Origin of the sequence: Flavicella marina (assembly GCF_009193215.1) — a bacterium.
Lineage (GTDB): Bacteria > Bacteroidota > Bacteroidia > Flavobacteriales > Flavobacteriaceae > Flavicella > Flavicella marina.
Map to the genome: position 1 here is coordinate 187,445 of NZ_VYVA01000002.1, position 17,635 is coordinate 205,079.

Annotated in this window: 14 protein-coding genes; 4 read left to right on the forward strand and 10 right to left on the reverse strand. The window is 34.1% G+C overall.

The genetic code is table 11. The features are described from left to right. Nucleotide 1 precedes the first annotated feature (1 nt). The 4 genes from F6P99_RS05665 to F6P99_RS05680 all read right to left on the reverse strand — a co-directional run bounded on the left by F6P99_RS05665 (nt 2) and on the right by F6P99_RS05680 (nt 4,232). Nucleotides 2-1,585: a DUF5060 domain-containing protein gene (locus F6P99_RS05665; RefSeq protein ID WP_152286489.1), complete on the reverse strand. Its 1,584-nt coding sequence runs from the start codon at nt 1,583-1,585 to the stop codon at nt 2-4. 31 nt (nt 1,586-1,616) lie between these two features. Then, nucleotides 1,617-2,906, reverse strand: a complete 1,290-nt coding sequence (locus F6P99_RS05670; protein WP_152286490.1) for a glycoside hydrolase family 117 protein — start codon at nt 2,904-2,906, stop codon at nt 1,617-1,619. 207 nt (nt 2,907-3,113) lie between these two features. Then, on the reverse strand, nt 3,114-3,566 hold the full coding sequence (locus F6P99_RS05675) for a DUF1569 domain-containing protein (RefSeq protein WP_152286491.1): 453 nt from the start codon (nt 3,564-3,566) through the stop codon (nt 3,114-3,116). A 6-nt stretch (nt 3,567-3,572) separates the two neighbouring features. Beyond that, nucleotides 3,573-4,232, reverse strand: a complete 660-nt coding sequence (locus tag F6P99_RS05680) for a hypothetical protein (RefSeq protein ID WP_152286492.1) — start codon at nt 4,230-4,232, stop codon at nt 3,573-3,575. Between the two features lie 143 nt (nt 4,233-4,375). On the opposite strand from F6P99_RS05680, the gene F6P99_RS05685 reads away from it, so the two are divergent. Further along, entirely contained in the window at nt 4,376-5,707 is a 1,332-nt protein-coding gene (locus F6P99_RS05685) for an aspartate kinase (RefSeq protein WP_152286493.1), read from the forward strand. Between the two features lie 158 nt (nt 5,708-5,865). Then, a complete protein-coding gene (locus F6P99_RS05690) occupies nt 5,866-6,219 on the forward strand; it encodes a 4Fe-4S dicluster domain-containing protein (protein ID WP_152286494.1) in 354 nt (117 codons plus the stop codon). A gap of 51 nt (nt 6,220-6,270) precedes the next feature. Here F6P99_RS05690 and F6P99_RS05695 read toward each other — a convergent pair whose 3' ends face one another. After that, nucleotides 6,271-6,852 carry an OmpA family protein gene (locus F6P99_RS05695; protein WP_152286495.1) on the reverse strand — a complete coding sequence of 194 codons (582 nt, stop codon included), beginning with the start codon at nt 6,850-6,852 and terminating at the stop codon, nt 6,271-6,273. A gap of 178 nt (nt 6,853-7,030) precedes the next feature. On the opposite strand from F6P99_RS05695, the gene ychF reads away from it, so the two are divergent. Continuing rightward, nucleotides 7,031-8,122 (forward strand): redox-regulated ATPase YchF, encoded by a 1,092-nt coding sequence (ychF, locus tag F6P99_RS05700; protein ID WP_152286496.1) that lies wholly within the window; start codon nt 7,031-7,033, stop codon nt 8,120-8,122. A gap of 70 nt (nt 8,123-8,192) precedes the next feature. Here the strand turns inward: ychF and F6P99_RS05705 are convergent, their stop codons facing one another. The 4 genes from F6P99_RS05705 to F6P99_RS05720 all read right to left on the reverse strand — a co-directional run bounded on the left by F6P99_RS05705 (nt 8,193) and on the right by F6P99_RS05720 (nt 14,956). Continuing rightward, nucleotides 8,193-11,966, reverse strand: coding sequence for a VPS10 domain-containing protein (locus tag F6P99_RS05705; protein ID WP_152286497.1), 3,774 nt, complete (start codon nt 11,964-11,966; stop codon nt 8,193-8,195). A gap of 149 nt (nt 11,967-12,115) precedes the next feature. Then, nucleotides 12,116-12,496: a DUF423 domain-containing protein gene (locus F6P99_RS05710; RefSeq protein ID WP_152286498.1), complete on the reverse strand. Its 381-nt coding sequence runs from the start codon at nt 12,494-12,496 to the stop codon at nt 12,116-12,118. Then, nucleotides 12,496-13,374 carry a Dyp-type peroxidase gene (locus tag F6P99_RS05715; RefSeq protein ID WP_152286499.1) on the reverse strand — a complete coding sequence of 293 codons (879 nt, stop codon included), beginning with the start codon at nt 13,372-13,374 and terminating at the stop codon, nt 12,496-12,498. Before F6P99_RS05715 ends, F6P99_RS05710 begins: the two co-directional genes overlap by 1 nt. Before the next feature lie 16 nt (nt 13,375-13,390). Next, nucleotides 13,391-14,956, reverse strand: coding sequence for a protein adenylyltransferase SelO (locus tag F6P99_RS05720; protein WP_152286500.1), 1,566 nt, complete (start codon nt 14,954-14,956; stop codon nt 13,391-13,393). A 142-nt stretch (nt 14,957-15,098) separates the two neighbouring features. Here F6P99_RS05720 and F6P99_RS05725 point away from each other — a divergent pair, with 142 nt between their 5' ends. Next, on the forward strand, nt 15,099-15,998 hold the full coding sequence (locus F6P99_RS05725) for a DMT family transporter (RefSeq protein ID WP_152286501.1): 900 nt from the start codon (nt 15,099-15,101) through the stop codon (nt 15,996-15,998). On the opposite strand, the gene F6P99_RS05730 is transcribed toward F6P99_RS05725, so the two are convergent. Continuing rightward, nucleotides 15,991-17,628 carry a T9SS type A sorting domain-containing protein gene (locus tag F6P99_RS05730; RefSeq protein WP_152286502.1) on the reverse strand — a complete coding sequence of 546 codons (1,638 nt, stop codon included), beginning with the start codon at nt 17,626-17,628 and terminating at the stop codon, nt 15,991-15,993. The two genes, F6P99_RS05725 and F6P99_RS05730, sit on opposite strands and share 8 nt — an antisense overlap. Nucleotides 17,629-17,635 lie beyond the last annotated feature (7 nt).

The following is a 17,635-nucleotide window of genomic DNA, read 5'->3' on the forward strand; positions in this document are numbered from 1 at the left end:
TTTATTCGATGATGGCTATCCAGTCTTGGTTTGGTGTTGGGGCGGTTGCCCATAGCCACTGTTTCCATTCAAGTTGTATAGTTTTGTTGTAAGTACCGGTGTAGATATTAAACCAAGTAATAGAAACTTTTCCAGAACTTGGCTTTTTTATATGGATGGTTATGCTGTTGTTTTCTGAAGGATGAAAAACAATATATTTTCCTTTTTTGTTAGAAACGTTCCAACTCATAGCAGCATTTGATACTGACAATTCATTAAAATTATGTGCAGAAAAGAATTCATTAAAATATTTGTAGTAATGTAGTTTTGGTTTGTCCTCTTCATCTAGAGTATCTATATCAGTAATGACAGTGCTCCAAGAGTTTGCCTGCCAATAATGAGTTGAATAAGTACCAGCAAAAGCACAGATGTAATTTCTTCTCAAGCATGTTTTAGGATTGTCAAAATTTCCGATGAAAACTTTGTATGGACTTTTTTCATAGCCTCCATGCTCGATATTAAAAATAGGTTTGTTCGGAAAGTTGTTTTTACATCGTAGCATCACATTATACAACTCTGTACTCCAATTTTGAATTGAGATAAAATCTACTAAATCACTATTTTTTTTACAAAAACCATAGTCATGTACCGTTAACAAACGATTGTATACATCGAGATTTTTTAACCTGCTGATTCTTTCTTTTACATATTTTTCGTCACATCGACCATATGCGAGTGCTTCTTTAGAAATATCCCATATGATATTCGGATAAGCTTGATATCTTTTTATGATATAGTCAAAGTAACGATTGTCTTCAAGAGAATACATTTTTGGCCAATTGACTTCTTTGTTCCAAACATAGATCATTAAATGTGCCGCAATATTTCTGTTATTCAGGTTTGCAATAACGTTGTCTAAGTGTTTAAAAAAATCAACATTTAAAGACGAATAATCCGGAATTTTATTGGTTCCATGAAATGGAAAGAATTTAGGTTTACTAAAATCATGTTCGGGTTTGGTCGTCTTGTCTTTTTCCCAACGAATATCATATGCATATGCATTGAACACCACTTGGTTGTAGTTGTTCTCTTCTAGTTTGTCTAAAATTTGATTCGTGTTTTTTTGATTTTTTTCACCATAATCTAATGCAAACAGCCAATCAAATTCATAAGCGACTAAAAAATAGGGAGTCCCATCCTCATACGAGAATTTTTGAGGATTGATTTTATCAATTGTAATGGCTCCTCGACTTTTTTTATAAGGGGTATTAGAAACGAGAACACTTCCTTTCAGATTGTTTATTTCTTCTGAATCTGAATAAGTAGAGTAAGTCCAATTTCCTGAAATGTTACCAGAAAAGCGAATAATATATTGATCGCCTCCGTTGTAAAACCCAGGAATTTTAATTTGTTCTCCTGAAGGATTGGTAAAACGTGCGTAAAAATGGGTTTCGAATGGAGCATCTGTTTTATTAGTCGAAAACCTTATGTCGACAACTTCCCATTTATCAACTTGTATAGATACTTTTTTCTCTGTAAAAGCATGAAATGAATAGGTGTTTGATACAGCAAACAGTAATACTATGTTGAAAATTATTTTTTTCATCGAAGCAATAAGCTAAGCTTATTTTAGGGAACTAATTGCTTGAAGCGGTTTTTTCGTTTTGTACTGCAATTCGTTTTTTCTGTTTCCCGTTCAAACCGTGTTTGTAATAGTGTTCAGGTTTATAAGTCATATAACTTTTCTTCATATCAGGGTCGTTGAGATCTTGACTGAGGTCACAATCAAATCTTGTTAGAATTGAATGGTTGGTACTCCAACCATTTACAGCGGTAAAATGTGAAATTCCCCATGTGATACCTCTTCCGTCTTTCGTGTCAGTAAATGCATCAGGAATAAAAGGTCCTCCTGCAGTAGGCATCAATTCAGTGATAGATGCAATATCGAAATTGATACCGTCTTCGGCGTATTGAATTGTATTGTGCTCATTACCATCTCTAATTACCAAGGCTGCGATACCCCCTTTGAATGGAAATAGCGTAGTCTCATGTCCAGAGTTGATCACAGGGTTTTGTGCATATTTGGTGAAAGGTCCAAGGGGATTATCGGCAGTTGCCAAACCTTGCATTCTTATCAAATTACCTTTTACTCCGTAATCAGATTTATAGTATAAATATATTTTCCCTTTGTATACCAAGGGGTACGGATCATGAATGGAAAATTGATCCCATTGGCCTGGTGCACCGTTTGGAATTACAATTTTATTATAAGGAGTCCAAGGACCATCAGGAGAATCGGCATATGAAACCGCTACAGGACAATCATCACCGCGTTTTCCACTAGCTTCCATAAATCCTTGGTAGTACAAGTAATATTTTCCTTTCCATTTTAAAATATCTGTAGTAGCGACTGAACGCCAACCTACATTAGGTTTTGGTGGTCTGGGTACAGCCACACCTTGTTCTTCCCAGGTAAACCCATCTTTACTAGTAGCATACCAAATATCACATAAATCCCAATCACTTGAAGGAATCGTGTCATTGCTTTTAGCTGCTCCTTTGGGTGAAGTTGGAGTTTGACGGTGGGTATACCAAACATAGTATTTACCGTTTTCAAAAATTACTTTTGATGGATCTCTACGCGTTATTGTTCCATCGTGATTGCTATAATCAAGACCTTTTATTTCTGTGTATTTGAATTGGGTATATAGTTCGTTGTATTTGGGTTGGATTCCTAGGTAAGCATCGTAATTTCTTTCTAAGGCATGACTTAATTTGATATTTGGTTTTTCATGTTGAATTTCAAATGGGAATCCTTTATCCTCTTTCGGGGCTATTTTTGAAATTGTAGCGTTAGGGATTTTTTGAGCACAAGAAATGACAAATAGCACCGATAAGTACATAAAAATGTTTTTCAATAGTTTCATGAATTAGTTTTATTGATTGTGTATAATTTAAAAATCAAATTTTCTAAAAAAATATGCCAATACAAAGTTTTACAACTAGACGAAAACTAGATTGTAGGAAGAAAAAATCTCATTTGTACCTGAAACTATAAGATAAATCGTTTTTTGTAATACAAATGGTTAAAAAAAGCATTCAAATTATTTTGAATGCTTTTTAATCAAGTTAGTTTATACAGAAAACTGATGGAGGTGGTGATCGAGATGTTTGTAGAACATATTATTCCATTCTTTTGAGGTTAGCTTACCGAAAGAATGAGATTCTTTTTGTTCAAAATAATCAACTCCTAGTTCTTGAGTTTTTCTTATGAATGAAATAAGTCTTGTTTTTTCTGTCTCAAAATCTTTTTGTTCTGTAATTAGAAATTCCGGAGCGGTTCTGCTGTTTGTCTTATATGGTTTGGTGCCGACAACGATATTTTTTATCAACAAACCTAGAATCATTTTTTTGAATTTATTCGGTTTTGGTTGTGTGTTTTCAAAGATCAACTCATAGGTTACACAACAATGTGCAAACATTTGAGAAACATCCATTTTTCCCCAAACCGGTTGAGAATTTTTATTTAATTTTTCTATTCGACCAATGATTTCTTCTGTGACCTCTTTATCGAAAATGTTTTTCATATCAATTTATTTTTTTTTCATGTCGATCAATATAGAAAAAGTATTATTTACATCTTCTTCTTTAACAACAATTGTCATTTCGTGTGTAGTAGAAATAATTTCTTGTACCGAGATTCCTGCCCAAGCAAGTTGCTTTAAAATAAAATAATAGACACCAGATTGTTCAACATTGGTCTTAGGTAGTTTTATGGTAATAGAGGCCAATTCAGTATGAGCATAAATCATGATCTCTTTCGCGAACAATTCTTTTACCTGCTCTTCTAGGTTTTTACTCGTAACAATATTTGTTTCGAAAATCCCTTGTGATATTGTGAAGAAATAATCTTTGTCGTCTCCAATTTTTGTCAAAAGAGAGGTGATAGATCTCAATAAAGTAGGAGTGTTTTTATAAGTGAAATTACAGAGGTTAGATCGTACAATAAAATCTCCCAAAGAAAAAGTGAATTTTCTAATGTTTTTCCTTATTCGTAACAAGTTAGAAGGAGATAATCTATTGATAGCCATCATGATGGCGCCAGATTTCACTTCTTTTCCAAGGTCGTTTTCTACATCTTCTTGGATAGCTCTTGCTAAAGAAGATACGTTGATCAATTTATCATTTAAAGCTTCTTCATAAAAAGGAGTTTTTCTGATAATGCTTTCGACAGATTCTTGAATGGTTTTCATACCGTGTTTAATTTTAAACAATTTGTAATAAAGTGTAAATATATTACAAATTTTTGCTGTAAATTAACAATTACAGGATTTTTGCGCAATATTTTAGAACCTGAATAGGTGTGGTTTCTAAAAGAAATTAAAATAAAAGCAAGATGAAAGTTTTAAAATTTGGTGGTACTTCAGTAGGAAGTCCTGAAAGCATAAAAGAAGTAGCAAAAATTGTATCGAATATAGAAGGACAAAAGATAGTAGTATTGTCTGCTATGTCTCAAACTACAAATGTGTTACATCAAATTACAGATGCTATCGGTGCATCAAATTTTGAAGAGGCAAATAGCATCATTGATATGATGATTGATCGTTACAAAACAGTAATCGAAGGTTTGTTTGAAACTGATACTGTTAAGAATACTGCAAGTGCTTTTATCGAAGAGCGTTTCGATTTTATCAAGTCGTATGCGCATGAAGGTTCAGTAGAAGTAATAGCTGCGATAGAAAAAATAATTGTAGCTCAAGGAGAGATTCTTTCAACAAACTTGTTTTCTATGTATCTGAATGAGGTAAATACTGCTGCAAGTTTATTGTCTGCTTTTGATTTTATGAGAATTGACGCTGCCGGTGAACCAGATTCAGAATTTATTACAGAAAGTTTAGGTGAGATTATTGCAGCAAATGCAGCAACAGATATTTTTATCACGCAAGGGTATATTTGTTTGAGCCATGTTGGTGATATAGATAATTTAAAAAGGGGAGGAAGTGATTATTCTGCTTCATTAATCGGTGCAGCTATTGAAGCTGAAGAGATTCAAATCTGGACAGATATTGACGGGATGCATAATAACGACCCACGTTATGTTGACAATACTTTTTCATTAAAAGAGATTTCTTTTGATGAAGCAGCTGAGTTGGCGTATTTTGGAGCAAAAATTTTACACCCTCAAAGTGTGATTCCTGCAAAAGAAAAAAATGTACCAGTACTATTGAAGGATACTTTCAATCCAGATTCAGCAGGTACCATTATTCGTAACTGTACAGTACCTAACAAAGTACGCGCAATTGCAGCAAAAGATGGAATTACAGCGATTCGAATCAAATCATACCGAATGTTAATGGCGTATGGTTTCTTGAAAAATATTTTTGAAGTCTTTGAAAAATATAAAACCTCTATTGATATGATTACTACATCAGAGGTTGCAGTTTCTTTGACTATCGATGATGATACTTATTTAGAAGAAATTACAAAAGAATTAGAAAACATTGGAAGTGTAAAGGTGGATACTGATTTGAGCATCATTTGTTTAGCAGGTGATTTTTCTCAGCAGCAAAAAGGAGCCAGCGCAGCTATCTTTAGTAGTTTGACAAATATACCTATTCGTATGATATCGTATGGAGGTAGTAATTACAATGTTTCTTTGGTAGTAAATACCGAACATAAAATTCAAGCTTTACAGGATTTAAACAAAGGTGTTTTTGAAAACAACTAATTCATAATAATTTATAAAGGACGGTTTTTACTGTCCTTTTTAGATTAATTTTAAATAGAAAATCAAAAATAAAAAAGCTGTCATTTATCATAAAAGCAGAGTTGTTTTAGGAAACTTTTTTTTATTTTTGCATTTCACAATTTTAAGACTATACTACAATGGCAATTATAATAACTGACGAATGTATTAACTGCGGGGCTTGTGAGCCAGAATGTCCTAACAACGCAATTTATGAAGGTGCTGAAGATTGGCGTTATTCAGATGGTACAGAACTATCTGGAGACATCGTTTTACCTAATGGTAACAAAGCAAATGCAGATGACGATCAAGAAGCGGTAGATGACGAAGTTTACTTTATCGTACCAGACAAATGTACAGAATGTAAAGGTTTCCATGACGAGCCTCAATGTGCTGCTGTTTGTCCAGTAGATTGTTGTGTGCCTAACGAAGATATCGTTGAAACAGAAGAGGAATTATTAGCGAAGAAAGCTTTTATGCACGGAGAAGAATAAGTTATACTTCTTTATAAAATATTGAAAACTCTCTTTTTTAAGAGAGTTTTTTTATTTTACAATAAATTCTATTCTATTATTTTTTCGGTTTTCGATGGCATTTGTCGTGCTGTATTTTGTAGCAGAAGCACCGACACCAATAACCTGAATCTGATCTTTTGATAAACCTTTCGAATGGATCAAATAGGCGTAAATACCTGCAGCTCTTCTTTGGCTTAAGAATTTGCTGAATTCTAGATTGGGTTTGTTGTATGAGTGAATTTGAATTGTTATTTGTTTGTCGTTGTTAGCTCTGAGTAACCTAGCGACCTGATTCAACACCTTTTTTGTTTTCGAGTGTAGGATGTGACCCTCTCTTTTTTTGAATCGAATTTCATGTCCTATTTTTTCTAAGGTAAATTTTAATTCTTGAGGATTAGAAAATAAATGAGATTTTTCAAAACGTTGATTTACATAAGTGTTTCTCGATAAATTAGGTTTTTCATCATTAAAGGAATTAAACGCTACAGTTTGATTTATATTTTGGTTTTTTGATTCAAGATTAATCCTGTTTTGTCCAATTATGGTTTGAGTACCTAAAAAGACAAAGAATATTTTTAGAAGACGTTTTATATATTTTAAACAGCACAGCATTTTACAAAAATATCGCACCTAATTAACATTTGTTAATTTTAGTAAAGGTTTTTAGTTGTTATAACAATGATTGTATTGGTGAATCAAATAAAATATGAGATTTAAATTCGAACATTTTACCGAATGTTGTTTTAAATAAATACTATATTTGCAGTCGAATTTTCAAAAGATATAAAGCATGAAAGCTGGAATTGTAGGATTACCAAACGTAGGGAAATCAACATTGTTTAATTGTCTGTCAAATGCGAAAGCACAGAGTGCAAATTTTCCATTTTGTACTATAGAGCCAAACGTTGGTGTTGTAAACGTACCTGATTCAAGAATAGCAAAGTTAGAGGGGATGGTAAACCCTGAGCGTGTAGTGCCTGCGACAGTTGAAATCGTTGACATTGCAGGATTGGTAAAAGGAGCTAGTAAAGGAGAAGGATTGGGAAATCAGTTTTTAGGAAATATTCGTGAAACCGATGCGATTATCCATGTGTTGCGTTGTTTTGATAATGACAATATCGTACATGTAGATGCCTCTGTAGATCCGGTTAGGGATAAAGAAACAATTGACATTGAGTTGCAGTTGAAAGATTTAGAAACGGTTGAGAAGCGTTTGGAGCGAGTAAAACGTAATGCAAAGACAGGGAACAAAGAAGCACAAGCAGAATTTGATGTTTTGTCGAAAATTCAAGAGACCTTATTAGAAGGTAAATCCGTTAGAACTTTAGAGTTTACAGAGAAAGAATTGGAGTTTGTTAAACCGATGCAGTTTATTACTTCTAAGCCAGTAATGTATGTATGTAACGTTGATGAAAATTCGGCTGTCTCTGGTAATGATTATGTTGAGAAAGTGAAAGAAGCGGTTAAAGATGAAGCTGCAGAAATTGTTGTTTTGGCTGTAGGGACTGAAGCAGATATTAATGAATTAGATGATTTCGAAGAGCGTCAAGTGTTTTTAGAAGATATAGGTTTAGACGAACCAGGATCGGCAAAACTAATTCGCTCGGCTTATAAGTTGTTAAACTTACAAACTTATTTTACGGTAGGGGTAAAGGAGGTAAGAGCTTGGACAATTAATATCGGTGATTCTGCACCTCAAGCAGCAGGTGTAATTCATACAGATTTCGAAAAAGGATTCATTCGTGCAGAGGTAATTAAATATGACGATTATGTAGCATATGGAACGGAAGCTAAAATCAGAGAAGCTGGTAAATTAAGTGTTGAAGGAAAAGAATACATCGTTCAAGATGGTGATATTATGAATTTTAGATTTAACGTTTAATCTGATTCATGAAATGATAAGAAGGGTTCAAACGAAAGTGTTTGAACCCTTTTTGTTTATATAGAATAGTTTATAATTTATTTATTCGATACGTAGTATTATTATACTTGATAATATAATTTCCACTAGCTAGATGACTCAGGTCTAACGTGTTTTTGTTTCCAGAATGAACTAAGATTCCCTGGCTGTTGAAAATTTTCCAAGATGCATTTTTTTCGGTAGTTTTTATCTTAATGATATCTTTTGTTGGATTGGGGTAAAAGATGATTTCATTAGAGTTTTCTGTTGCTGAATAACTTAGAGTTTTATTAGAAGTTGAAGTTATAATGTCTATGAAACGATCAATTGTGTAGAGATTTTCAGTGTTACTACCTCCAATTGGTCTTATTACCACAGTTACTTTATAATTTGTATCTATTTGTGGTAATTCAAGTAAAGAAAGCTCTATAGAAGTTGTTCTCGAACCAGCTGCAACAAATATTTTTTTATTGGTTAGCCATTTACCTGTAGGAGAATTCAAAATAGCAACAATATTTCTATCTTCAGATACATCGTATTCAACGGGAACGTTGATACTCTTTGATTGTTCTATTTCATTATTTAGATTGCCAAAATTAACGGTTTCCAAAGCTATGTTTATTAGGCTTTCTGTGTTTTTAATATCTTCTGCAGGTGTTGTAGCTCCGACGGGCCTAATTGCAATAGAAATCTTATAATTTGCACCGACTGAAGTAGGTTGAGTAGTGTTGATTGTTACCGTTTTTGTGTCGCTTCCTATCTGTACTCTTAATTTACCATTTCCTAACCATTGTCCTGTTGGAGAGGTTAAAATTGCGACAAGATCTCTTTCTTCAAGCACAGAATATGTAATTTCAACAGGTATAGAGCTTGTTGGAGTTATACCTTCAGGTAAGTTGTTGAAAGAAATATCTTCTTCTTGTAATTCTTCAAGCACGATGTCTGCAAATCTTTGATCTATGGCGATGTTTGAATCAAAATTCCCACCTACCGTCCTTATGGCAGCAGTTATTTTATAATTATCTGCAATTTCGGGAAGTTCACTCAAGTTTAAAATTACATTTTGAGTTCCTTGTCCTTTTGAAACAGTTACTTTTGAATTTGCCAACCATTGACCAGTAGGTGAGGTAAGAATCACAACAACATCTCTTTCTTGATTTGCTGAATAATTTACATTGAACTCTAATGATTGTTTTTGAATAATTTTCGGATTGAAATTATCAAAACTTACAGTTTCTTCTATGTCATTTTTCGGACTTATTATTCCCTTGTACCAAGATTGACCAAATGATGCACACCACAATACATTTTCATCAACTGGATCAGGTTTGATATCTGTTAAATGGTTCGGCCTACCAAGATTATTATTAATCTTGACCCAAGTAGAACCACCATCTTTAGACAAATATGCACCCGGGTTTATTGGGGCGGCGCCTTGGTATTCGTTTTGCATTGCTGCATTGACCACTATGATGTTTGAATTAATTGGAGAAGTTTCAGTTTGCCAAATGTAAGGCATATCGAAAATTTTCTCCCAATTATCTCCATTGTCCTTACTTCTCCAAACACCACCTTCGTTTATTTTGCTGTTTTCAGCACCACAAGAAATAAATATATAATTGGTATTTCGGTCAATAAAAACGTTGTTCACGGCCTTTATGGTATTGGGTATAGCCATCTTAGACCATGATTGTGCTTTGTTGGTAGATTTGTATAGACCTCCGTTACCGCCATTTCTACCTATATTTAGAGCAGCATATAGCGTGTTCGAATTACTCGGATGCATTTTTATCCTTCTTACACTCGCATCATTAGGAAGACCATTGTTATGCATGTTCCATGTTACACCGCCATCAGAACTTTTGTAAACCCCAGTGTCAGTAAAATCACCAGGTAACCTATAGGCTTCAACTTCAGCAATCGGATTCGCGATTGCAGTAAAATAGATATTGTCGGCATTATTGTAATCAATCGTTAGTGAATATTGAAATAGATGATCTAAATGGATATTAGATTTGTTGTAGACCAAGGCTTCAGAAACATTTACCCAAGTTTTACCGCCATCTATGGATTTTCTGAAATAGCCTCTATGGTCTTGTCTGAATTGAAGCGTGTAAATAATGTTTGGGTTTGTTGGGTGAACAGCAACTGAAGCAATTGATCGTGCTCCGTTTTCATTTACTTGTCCTTCGATCTGTTTTACAGCCATTGGTTTGATATCGGCATAGTCGCCTAAAGGAGCAGATTCCCATAATCCATGTTCTCCACTACAGAAAAATTTGCGACCTGGTATACCCGTTTCTAAAAGCATAAATCGACCAGGTAGATTGCTTGCTCCTCTACCAATCCAATTTTTGCTGTTTGGAGCAGTTTCAATATCGTCAATTTGTTCCCAAGTACTTCCGTTGTCCGAAGATTTTAAAATTTGTTGCTCCAAACAGATAAAAACTTCTCCTTTAGAATTAATTGCCAAGAAACGATTCCCCCAAGTTTCGTCATGAGAATCCATGTATGGCTGTAAGTGAGCAAATTTTGTATTGATGCCACTTGGATTGTTTCTCGTATTCCAATAACTGCTATTTTTCTTTTCTTTCCAATAGGTTCCAGTTCGAGTACATGCGAACCAAGTAGTTCCACCGTTTTCTGTTTTCCAAACATCTCCAGGACCAAAAGACTTGTCGTGTTTTACATTGTTGCTGATGTAAATTTCATTTTTGTTAAGGGGACTAACAACAATTCTATTGTAGTTAGGAATAATGCTTGCTGGGTATTGAGGGTATTGTGTTGCAATTTGTGTTTTGGTTTTTCCTAACCAGAAAGCTACGGTTTTTTGATATTTGTCTCGAGTTGTGTAGTTCGTAATTGCAGTTAAATCGAGTGCTAAATTACCATTGATATTTGTCCAATTTACCCCTCCATCTGTACTTTTGTAGATTCCTCCATTTGAAATGATTGTGTTTCCATTGGGTTGGTAATCGGGTTGTTCAATTGTGTATAAGATAAATTCATTGGTGTTGGCATTGTAATAAGATGTCAAGTCTTTTGGTAAGTTGTTTGGGAGTCCTTTAGCACTAGACACCCAAGATTCACCTTTATTTGTACTTCGATAGATACCAGATTTACTGGCGATAATTATATTATTTGTGTTTCTTGGATCAATGATAATTCGAGCTACGTCGAGAGTACTAGGCAAACCATTTGTTTTTTTTGTCCAAGTAACTCCTTTGTCTGTGCTCTTATATATATATCCATATTCGGCAAATTCGTAAGTGTGTCCTTGTGGATTGGCTTTTGACCTATGATAAGATTTTACATCCCAAAAACTACCAGCACCGATGTACCAAATGTTATCGTTAGTTGGGTCTACTGCAATTTGGGAATGTCTTCTTTTAATGTTCGCATTCGTTTTTACCCAATCTCTACCTTTGTTGGTTGTTTTCATTAAATTACCCCTTGTATCAAGGGCAAATCCAAAGTTCGGGTTTTGTCTAGAAAAAGTGATATCTCTGACTTTTTTCATTTCATGACCTGTTCCATCTTCATCTTTTAATGTTAGCCAAGAATCTCCTCCGTTTTCTGTGTAATAGGAGTCTGACATATCTGGACTTTGGTACATGAAATTATCATCCGTGGGATGAATCCAAAATTCTTCACAATAACCTGCCATTCCAGGTCCAAATTGTGTCCAAGAAACGGAAGTGTCAGAAGTGACTTTTTCGGTTTGCAATTTTTGAAAAAAAGCTGTGTCTAGCTGAGCTTGAGTTTTAAAATAGCACAATCCTGCAAACATGAGGATAAATGCGAAAAGGGTGTTTTGTTTTTTCATGAGGTATTTGGTGTTTAGTTACCCACAAGAAAAAAAACATCCTACAATTTCATTAGTACATATGTTTTTAATTGACTATAATAGACATTACAACAAATGTTTTGATCATATGTTGTAAAACAGACTAATACACAATAGATTAACGAATGTTAGTTTGCTAAGTTGTAATAAAATAAAAGTCCCCAACCAATTACAAATAACAATCCTCCAAGAGGAGTTATGGGCCCCAAGAATTTTAATTTTTTGTTTATCGCTGAAGATATGACTAATCCATATATACTAAATGAAAACAAAAATGTTCCTATTATAAAACAAAGAACAATGCCATTTTCTATTTTTGATTGGAATGTAAAATAATTGCCTAATAACAAAAGAACAATTGCGTGGTACATTTGATATTTTACTCCAGTTTCAAAACTTTTTTGTTGGTCTGTGTTAAGGATTTTTTTCAAAGCATGTGCTCCAAAAGCTCCAAAAATTACGGCTAACATTCCTAGCAGTACAGCTAGTGATACTACAATTTGATTCATTACAATAGTTTGTTTAAGTCTTCAAAAGAAGGTGCGAAATAATAGGCTCCTGAAACAGGTGTAGAGAATTCCATTAATCTATCTGGCGTTTCATTTTCTAAATTACCCAACATGCTTTCTAATTGAACATCGATACGAATAGGGTCACAGGCAAATGCTAAAAAGTACAAACCATTTTCATGCTGATTTGCAAATGGGTAGCTTCTTCTGTAAATTTTCATGGCTTCTCCAGAAATTTTCAAATCTGTTTTGCTAACATGTGAATCTTTAGGCATGGCATCACCTTCTAATTCAATACTGTCAACTTTTGTTCTTCCAATAATTTTTTCTTGCGTATGAATACTTTCTTGATTGAATTTTTTTAAGTTATGATTCCATTTTTGAGTAAAAACATAACTACCGCCACTACCTTTTTCTCCTTGTGGTATGCATGCAGCATCGATGATTTTTTCTTCTTTTGGATTTCCTGTACCATCGACAAAACCAGTCAAATCTCTAGAGTCTTTATAGATGAAACCTTCTTGATTCATGAGAACTTCCATGGTACCTTCAGAAAGACTTTTGATGGATTCTGTAAAGTCAAATAAATCGCTTTTTGAATTGGTGTGGGCCCAAAGCATGATATCAGCTTGAGTGCTAGGCATGGAGTATCCTTTTTTACCGGTTAAGGTTTCAAAATCTTTTAGTTTTTCGGGGGTCCAATCCGGATTGATTGTATTCCAAGCTGCTTTGCTAAAAGCAATTACAATCTCTACATTGTGAATTTCCTGTGTATTTTTTACCAATTGAGTAAATGTAGCAATCGGATTGCTAGTAATTGATTTCAATTCAATAAACACACAATGTTTATTTCCTTCTTTTAAAGTTCCTTTTTGCATTTATTATGTTTTAATTTTATGAACTACATGATAGCATAGAACAACCAACCTTGTTTCTTGCCCATTCTGGTCTTTTTGCAAACCATTTTTCCGATTGTTTTTGTTCAGAATATGGATGCTTTAATAATTCGAACAATTCTTCTAGCACAGTGTAATCTCCCTTGTCTGCAGCATCAATAGCTAATTGTGCCATGTAATTTCTCAACACATATTTTGGGTTGAAAAGGTTCATTTTTTTCAATCTATCAGTATCTTGAAGTGGTTCTTCTTTTAGTCTTAACGAATATGCTTGAAACCAACGTAGCCATTTTTCTTCTATGCTGGCAGTTATATCTTGTGGTTTGTAAAAAGCATGGCTTATTTTCTTTATAGCTTCTTTTGGACTGTCATTTTTTGAAATTTCACTTAAGCTTCTAAAAAATAGTGTCATGTCAGTTTCTGATAGATGCAGGTTGTTTTCTAAATCAGAAATAAGTGTTTTATCATTTTCAGAATCGATAAACAATCCTAATTTTGATTTCATCATCAAATGATATTTCTTTTCAAAAGTTACTTTGTAGTTTTCCAATATTGCTTCCAACGATGCTGTTTCTTCAATAAGGGGGTACAATGCATTGGCTAATTTCAACAAATTCCAAAGACCAATATTTGCTTGGTTCCCATAGCGATATCTCTTGTGTTGTCTATCGGTAGTATTGGGTGTCCAATTGTAATCATAACCTTCCAACCATCCATATGGGCCATAATCTATGGTAAGTCCTAAGATTGATAAATTATCTGTATTCATCACACCATGAACGAATCCAACTCGTTGCCAATGTATGATCATGTCAAGTGTTCTATCGGCAACTATTTCAAAAAACTTAAGGTAGGTTTTTTTTGATGGTTTGCCTAGTTCCGGAAAGAAGTTAGATATCGTATAATCTACTAGTTGTTGCAGGGTTGCAATTTCTTCTCTTGCCGCAAAAATTTCATAGTTTCCAAAACGTAAAAATGAAGGGGATATTCTACAAACAATTGCACCTTTTTCGTATGCAGGATTTCCATTGTACAATACATCTCTTAAGACGTTATCTCCAGTGAGTGCTAGTGACAATGCTCTAGTCGTTGGTACGCCTAAATGGTGCATTGCTTCACTGCATAGATATTCACGTATTGAAGATCGTAAAACAGCTAATCCATCTGCGGTTCTAGAGTAGGGTGTAGGTCCGGCTCCTTTCAACTGCAAGGCCCAAATATCTCCCTTGTTTTCGATTTCGGCTAAATTGATAGCTCTACCATCACCTAATTGACCGGCCCAATTTCCGAACTGATGTCCGCCATAACACATAGCATATGGTTTGGCATTTTCAATGAGTTGGTTGCCTGTGAAAATATTTAAAAAATCTTTACTCTTAGCTTCTTTTTCTGAGATGCCGAGAAGGTCTAAAACTTCTTTGCTCGTATGAATAAGTTCAGGGTTCTCTGTCGTTTTTGGAGAAACAAAAGAATAACAAGCTTTGTAAACCTGTCTTCTTGAATTTTCTTCAATTGAGTCAGCCGGAAGTTCTTGTATAAAGGTGTTTTTAAGCTTAAATCGCATAGGAAATCAGTTCTGATTCAAAGATACATCATATAAAATATGTAACCGAAGAAGTAATTGATAAAAAATGCAATTATGTTGAGTATCGTAATCGAGAAGAAACCTTGTCGTTATCTTACGATGTTTGTAAGATATTTGTTGCATGATATCAAAAGAATCGAAACTTTTAGGAGTAATATTGGCCGTTTTAGGCGTTGTGTTGTTTTCAGCTAAGGCCGTTATGGTAAAATTAGCATATGTATACGATATAGATTCTGTTAGTTTATTGCTTCTACGAATGCTCTTTTCTTTACCGGTTTATTTAATTATCGCATTTATAGTAAAGCCTAAAAATAAAAGCGAATTGAAAAGCATGGATTATCTATGGTTGCTGTTTTTTGGTTTCGTCGGTTATTATCTAGCGAGTTATTTTGATTTTCAAGGGTTGAATTATATCAAGGCTAGTTTAGAACGAATTGTATTATTCATCTATCCGACATTGGTACTATTGATATCTAGAATATTTTTAAAAACAAAGATTACTAAAATTCAAATTTTAGCGATTATCGTTACTTATTTGGGTGTTTTGTTAGCTTTTTCGGGTGAACTAGATTTGTCCGGTAGTCATTTGTATAAAGGTGTCGGACTGATTTTTTTAAGCGCCTTAACCTATGCAATGTATTTGGTAGGAAGTGGATGGTTGATACCTAAATTTGGAGTGGTTTGTTTTACTGCCTATGCTATGATTGTAAGTACTGTTTGTGTAAGTATTCATTATGTAGCAACTCAAGACATAGATTTATTGTCATACCCAAAAGAAGTATATTATTTAGGAGGAATGATGGCTGTGTTGTCGACCATCATTCCTTCTTTTTTAGTATCTCAATCTATAAAAATAATAGGTAGTTCTAATTTCTCTATTGTAGCAAGTATTGGACCTGTATCTACAATTTTATTAGCCTATATATTCTTGGGAGAAAAGTTGTCATTTTTCCAAATCGTAGGAACTGTTGTTATTATTTTAGGGATTACGTTGGTTTCAAAAGGTAAAAAAACTAATTGATAATTAATTTTTTGGTGGCAAACGAATCTTTTTCAAATACAGAAACAAAATAAATCCCTTTTTGTAAACTCGAAGTGTCTATTTGGATAACCCGTGTGTTTTTTTGAATTGATTTAACCAATACTCCTAACGAATTGTAAAAATTGATTATCCCATCATTTTGAGACGATACTGTAACCGTATTTTGTGCAGGGTTTGGATAAACATCAAATTTTACTTTGGTTTCGTTTCGTTTTACAGATGCAGAATTGTCATTTGCAAAAGAAATATCATCAATATAAATTAATGCGCTATTACTTGTAATGTCTTGGCCACGCATTCGAACAGCAACCCGATCTCCGTCAACTAAACTTTGATCAGAAGGCTGAGAACGACTAAAACTTTTTGTCAATTCTACCCAAGTACCTTTTGCGACTCCAGATAAGTCAAAAAATATTGTTGTGGATGGATTTCTCAGTTGAAAATACAGCCTGTTTATCGTTGTTTGAGGATCAATCCAAACTTTTATTTTCATTTCATTACTTCCTGATGGAAGATCTAATGAACCAAAAGGTGCTTCTGCATAGGCATTGGTATTGTAAGGAGCATCTTGTTGAAATCGCAATGAAAAATTACCTGAAGCAGGTTTTTCATCTTTCATTCTAAAACCATAATTCGGATTTGTGTTCCAGTTTCTACTTCTACCTTGATAGTAAAAAGGCCCCTCGAAACCAAGTGCGTTAAAGTCAGGTCCAATCAATTCTTTTTGCCAAATTCGAACATAGTCAATTTTATATTCTCCTTCTGGTGTTAGATCGGCAAGTGTTGGCATTCCATACCAAGAAAATACTTCTGAATCAATCCATATTTCTTGCGGGTATTGATGTCTCCATTGATCGTTTGCTTCTAACTCTGCGCGAGTAGCAGTTCTCAACAATTCTCCTTCAAAGTATATTTTGATATAATCAGGGTCCCATTCGAATCCGTAGACATAATAATCACTTGCAACTCGAACATCTAGAGTAGATTCTACTTTCCAGTTTTGATGATTTGGGTCGGCATCTGGGTCCCAACTGATCATATTCGTTCTGTACTTTCTTTCTAAGCTCTCTGGTCTGTTTTCTGGGTTTCCGATCGGACGTTTACCATAATTCTCTGTCATGTCTATTTCAGAATGGTAACCTGTTGTCCAAAAAGAAGAAGTTACCGGTGCATCTGCTGCTTTACAGCGAATTTCCATATAGCCATATTTAAAATATCGCTCACTTAGAATACAGGCTTGAGTAATGGGTTGACTTTTGTTGACTCCACCATATGGAATACCTCCTGAAGATTCATTTGCAAAATCAAAATCAGGATCCCATTTCGATGACAATACCAAATCACCATTTTCAAGTTTTACATTGTGAGGTGCAAATTGGGCCGGTGAACGACCTTTCCATTTGTTTCTATAGTCATTATTTTCTCCTAAAATCCACCATTTAGATTTGTCTAGACTTGCTCCGTTGAACTCATCTGATAATAACTGATTTAAGATCCAGCCGTCCGTGTTACTTGGGTCAGATAAAGGATAGTTTTGAGCTATAGTTGTACCTATATAGAAAGATAGGAACAAACTTAAAATTGTATTTTTCTTTAATAAATTATGCATTATTGGT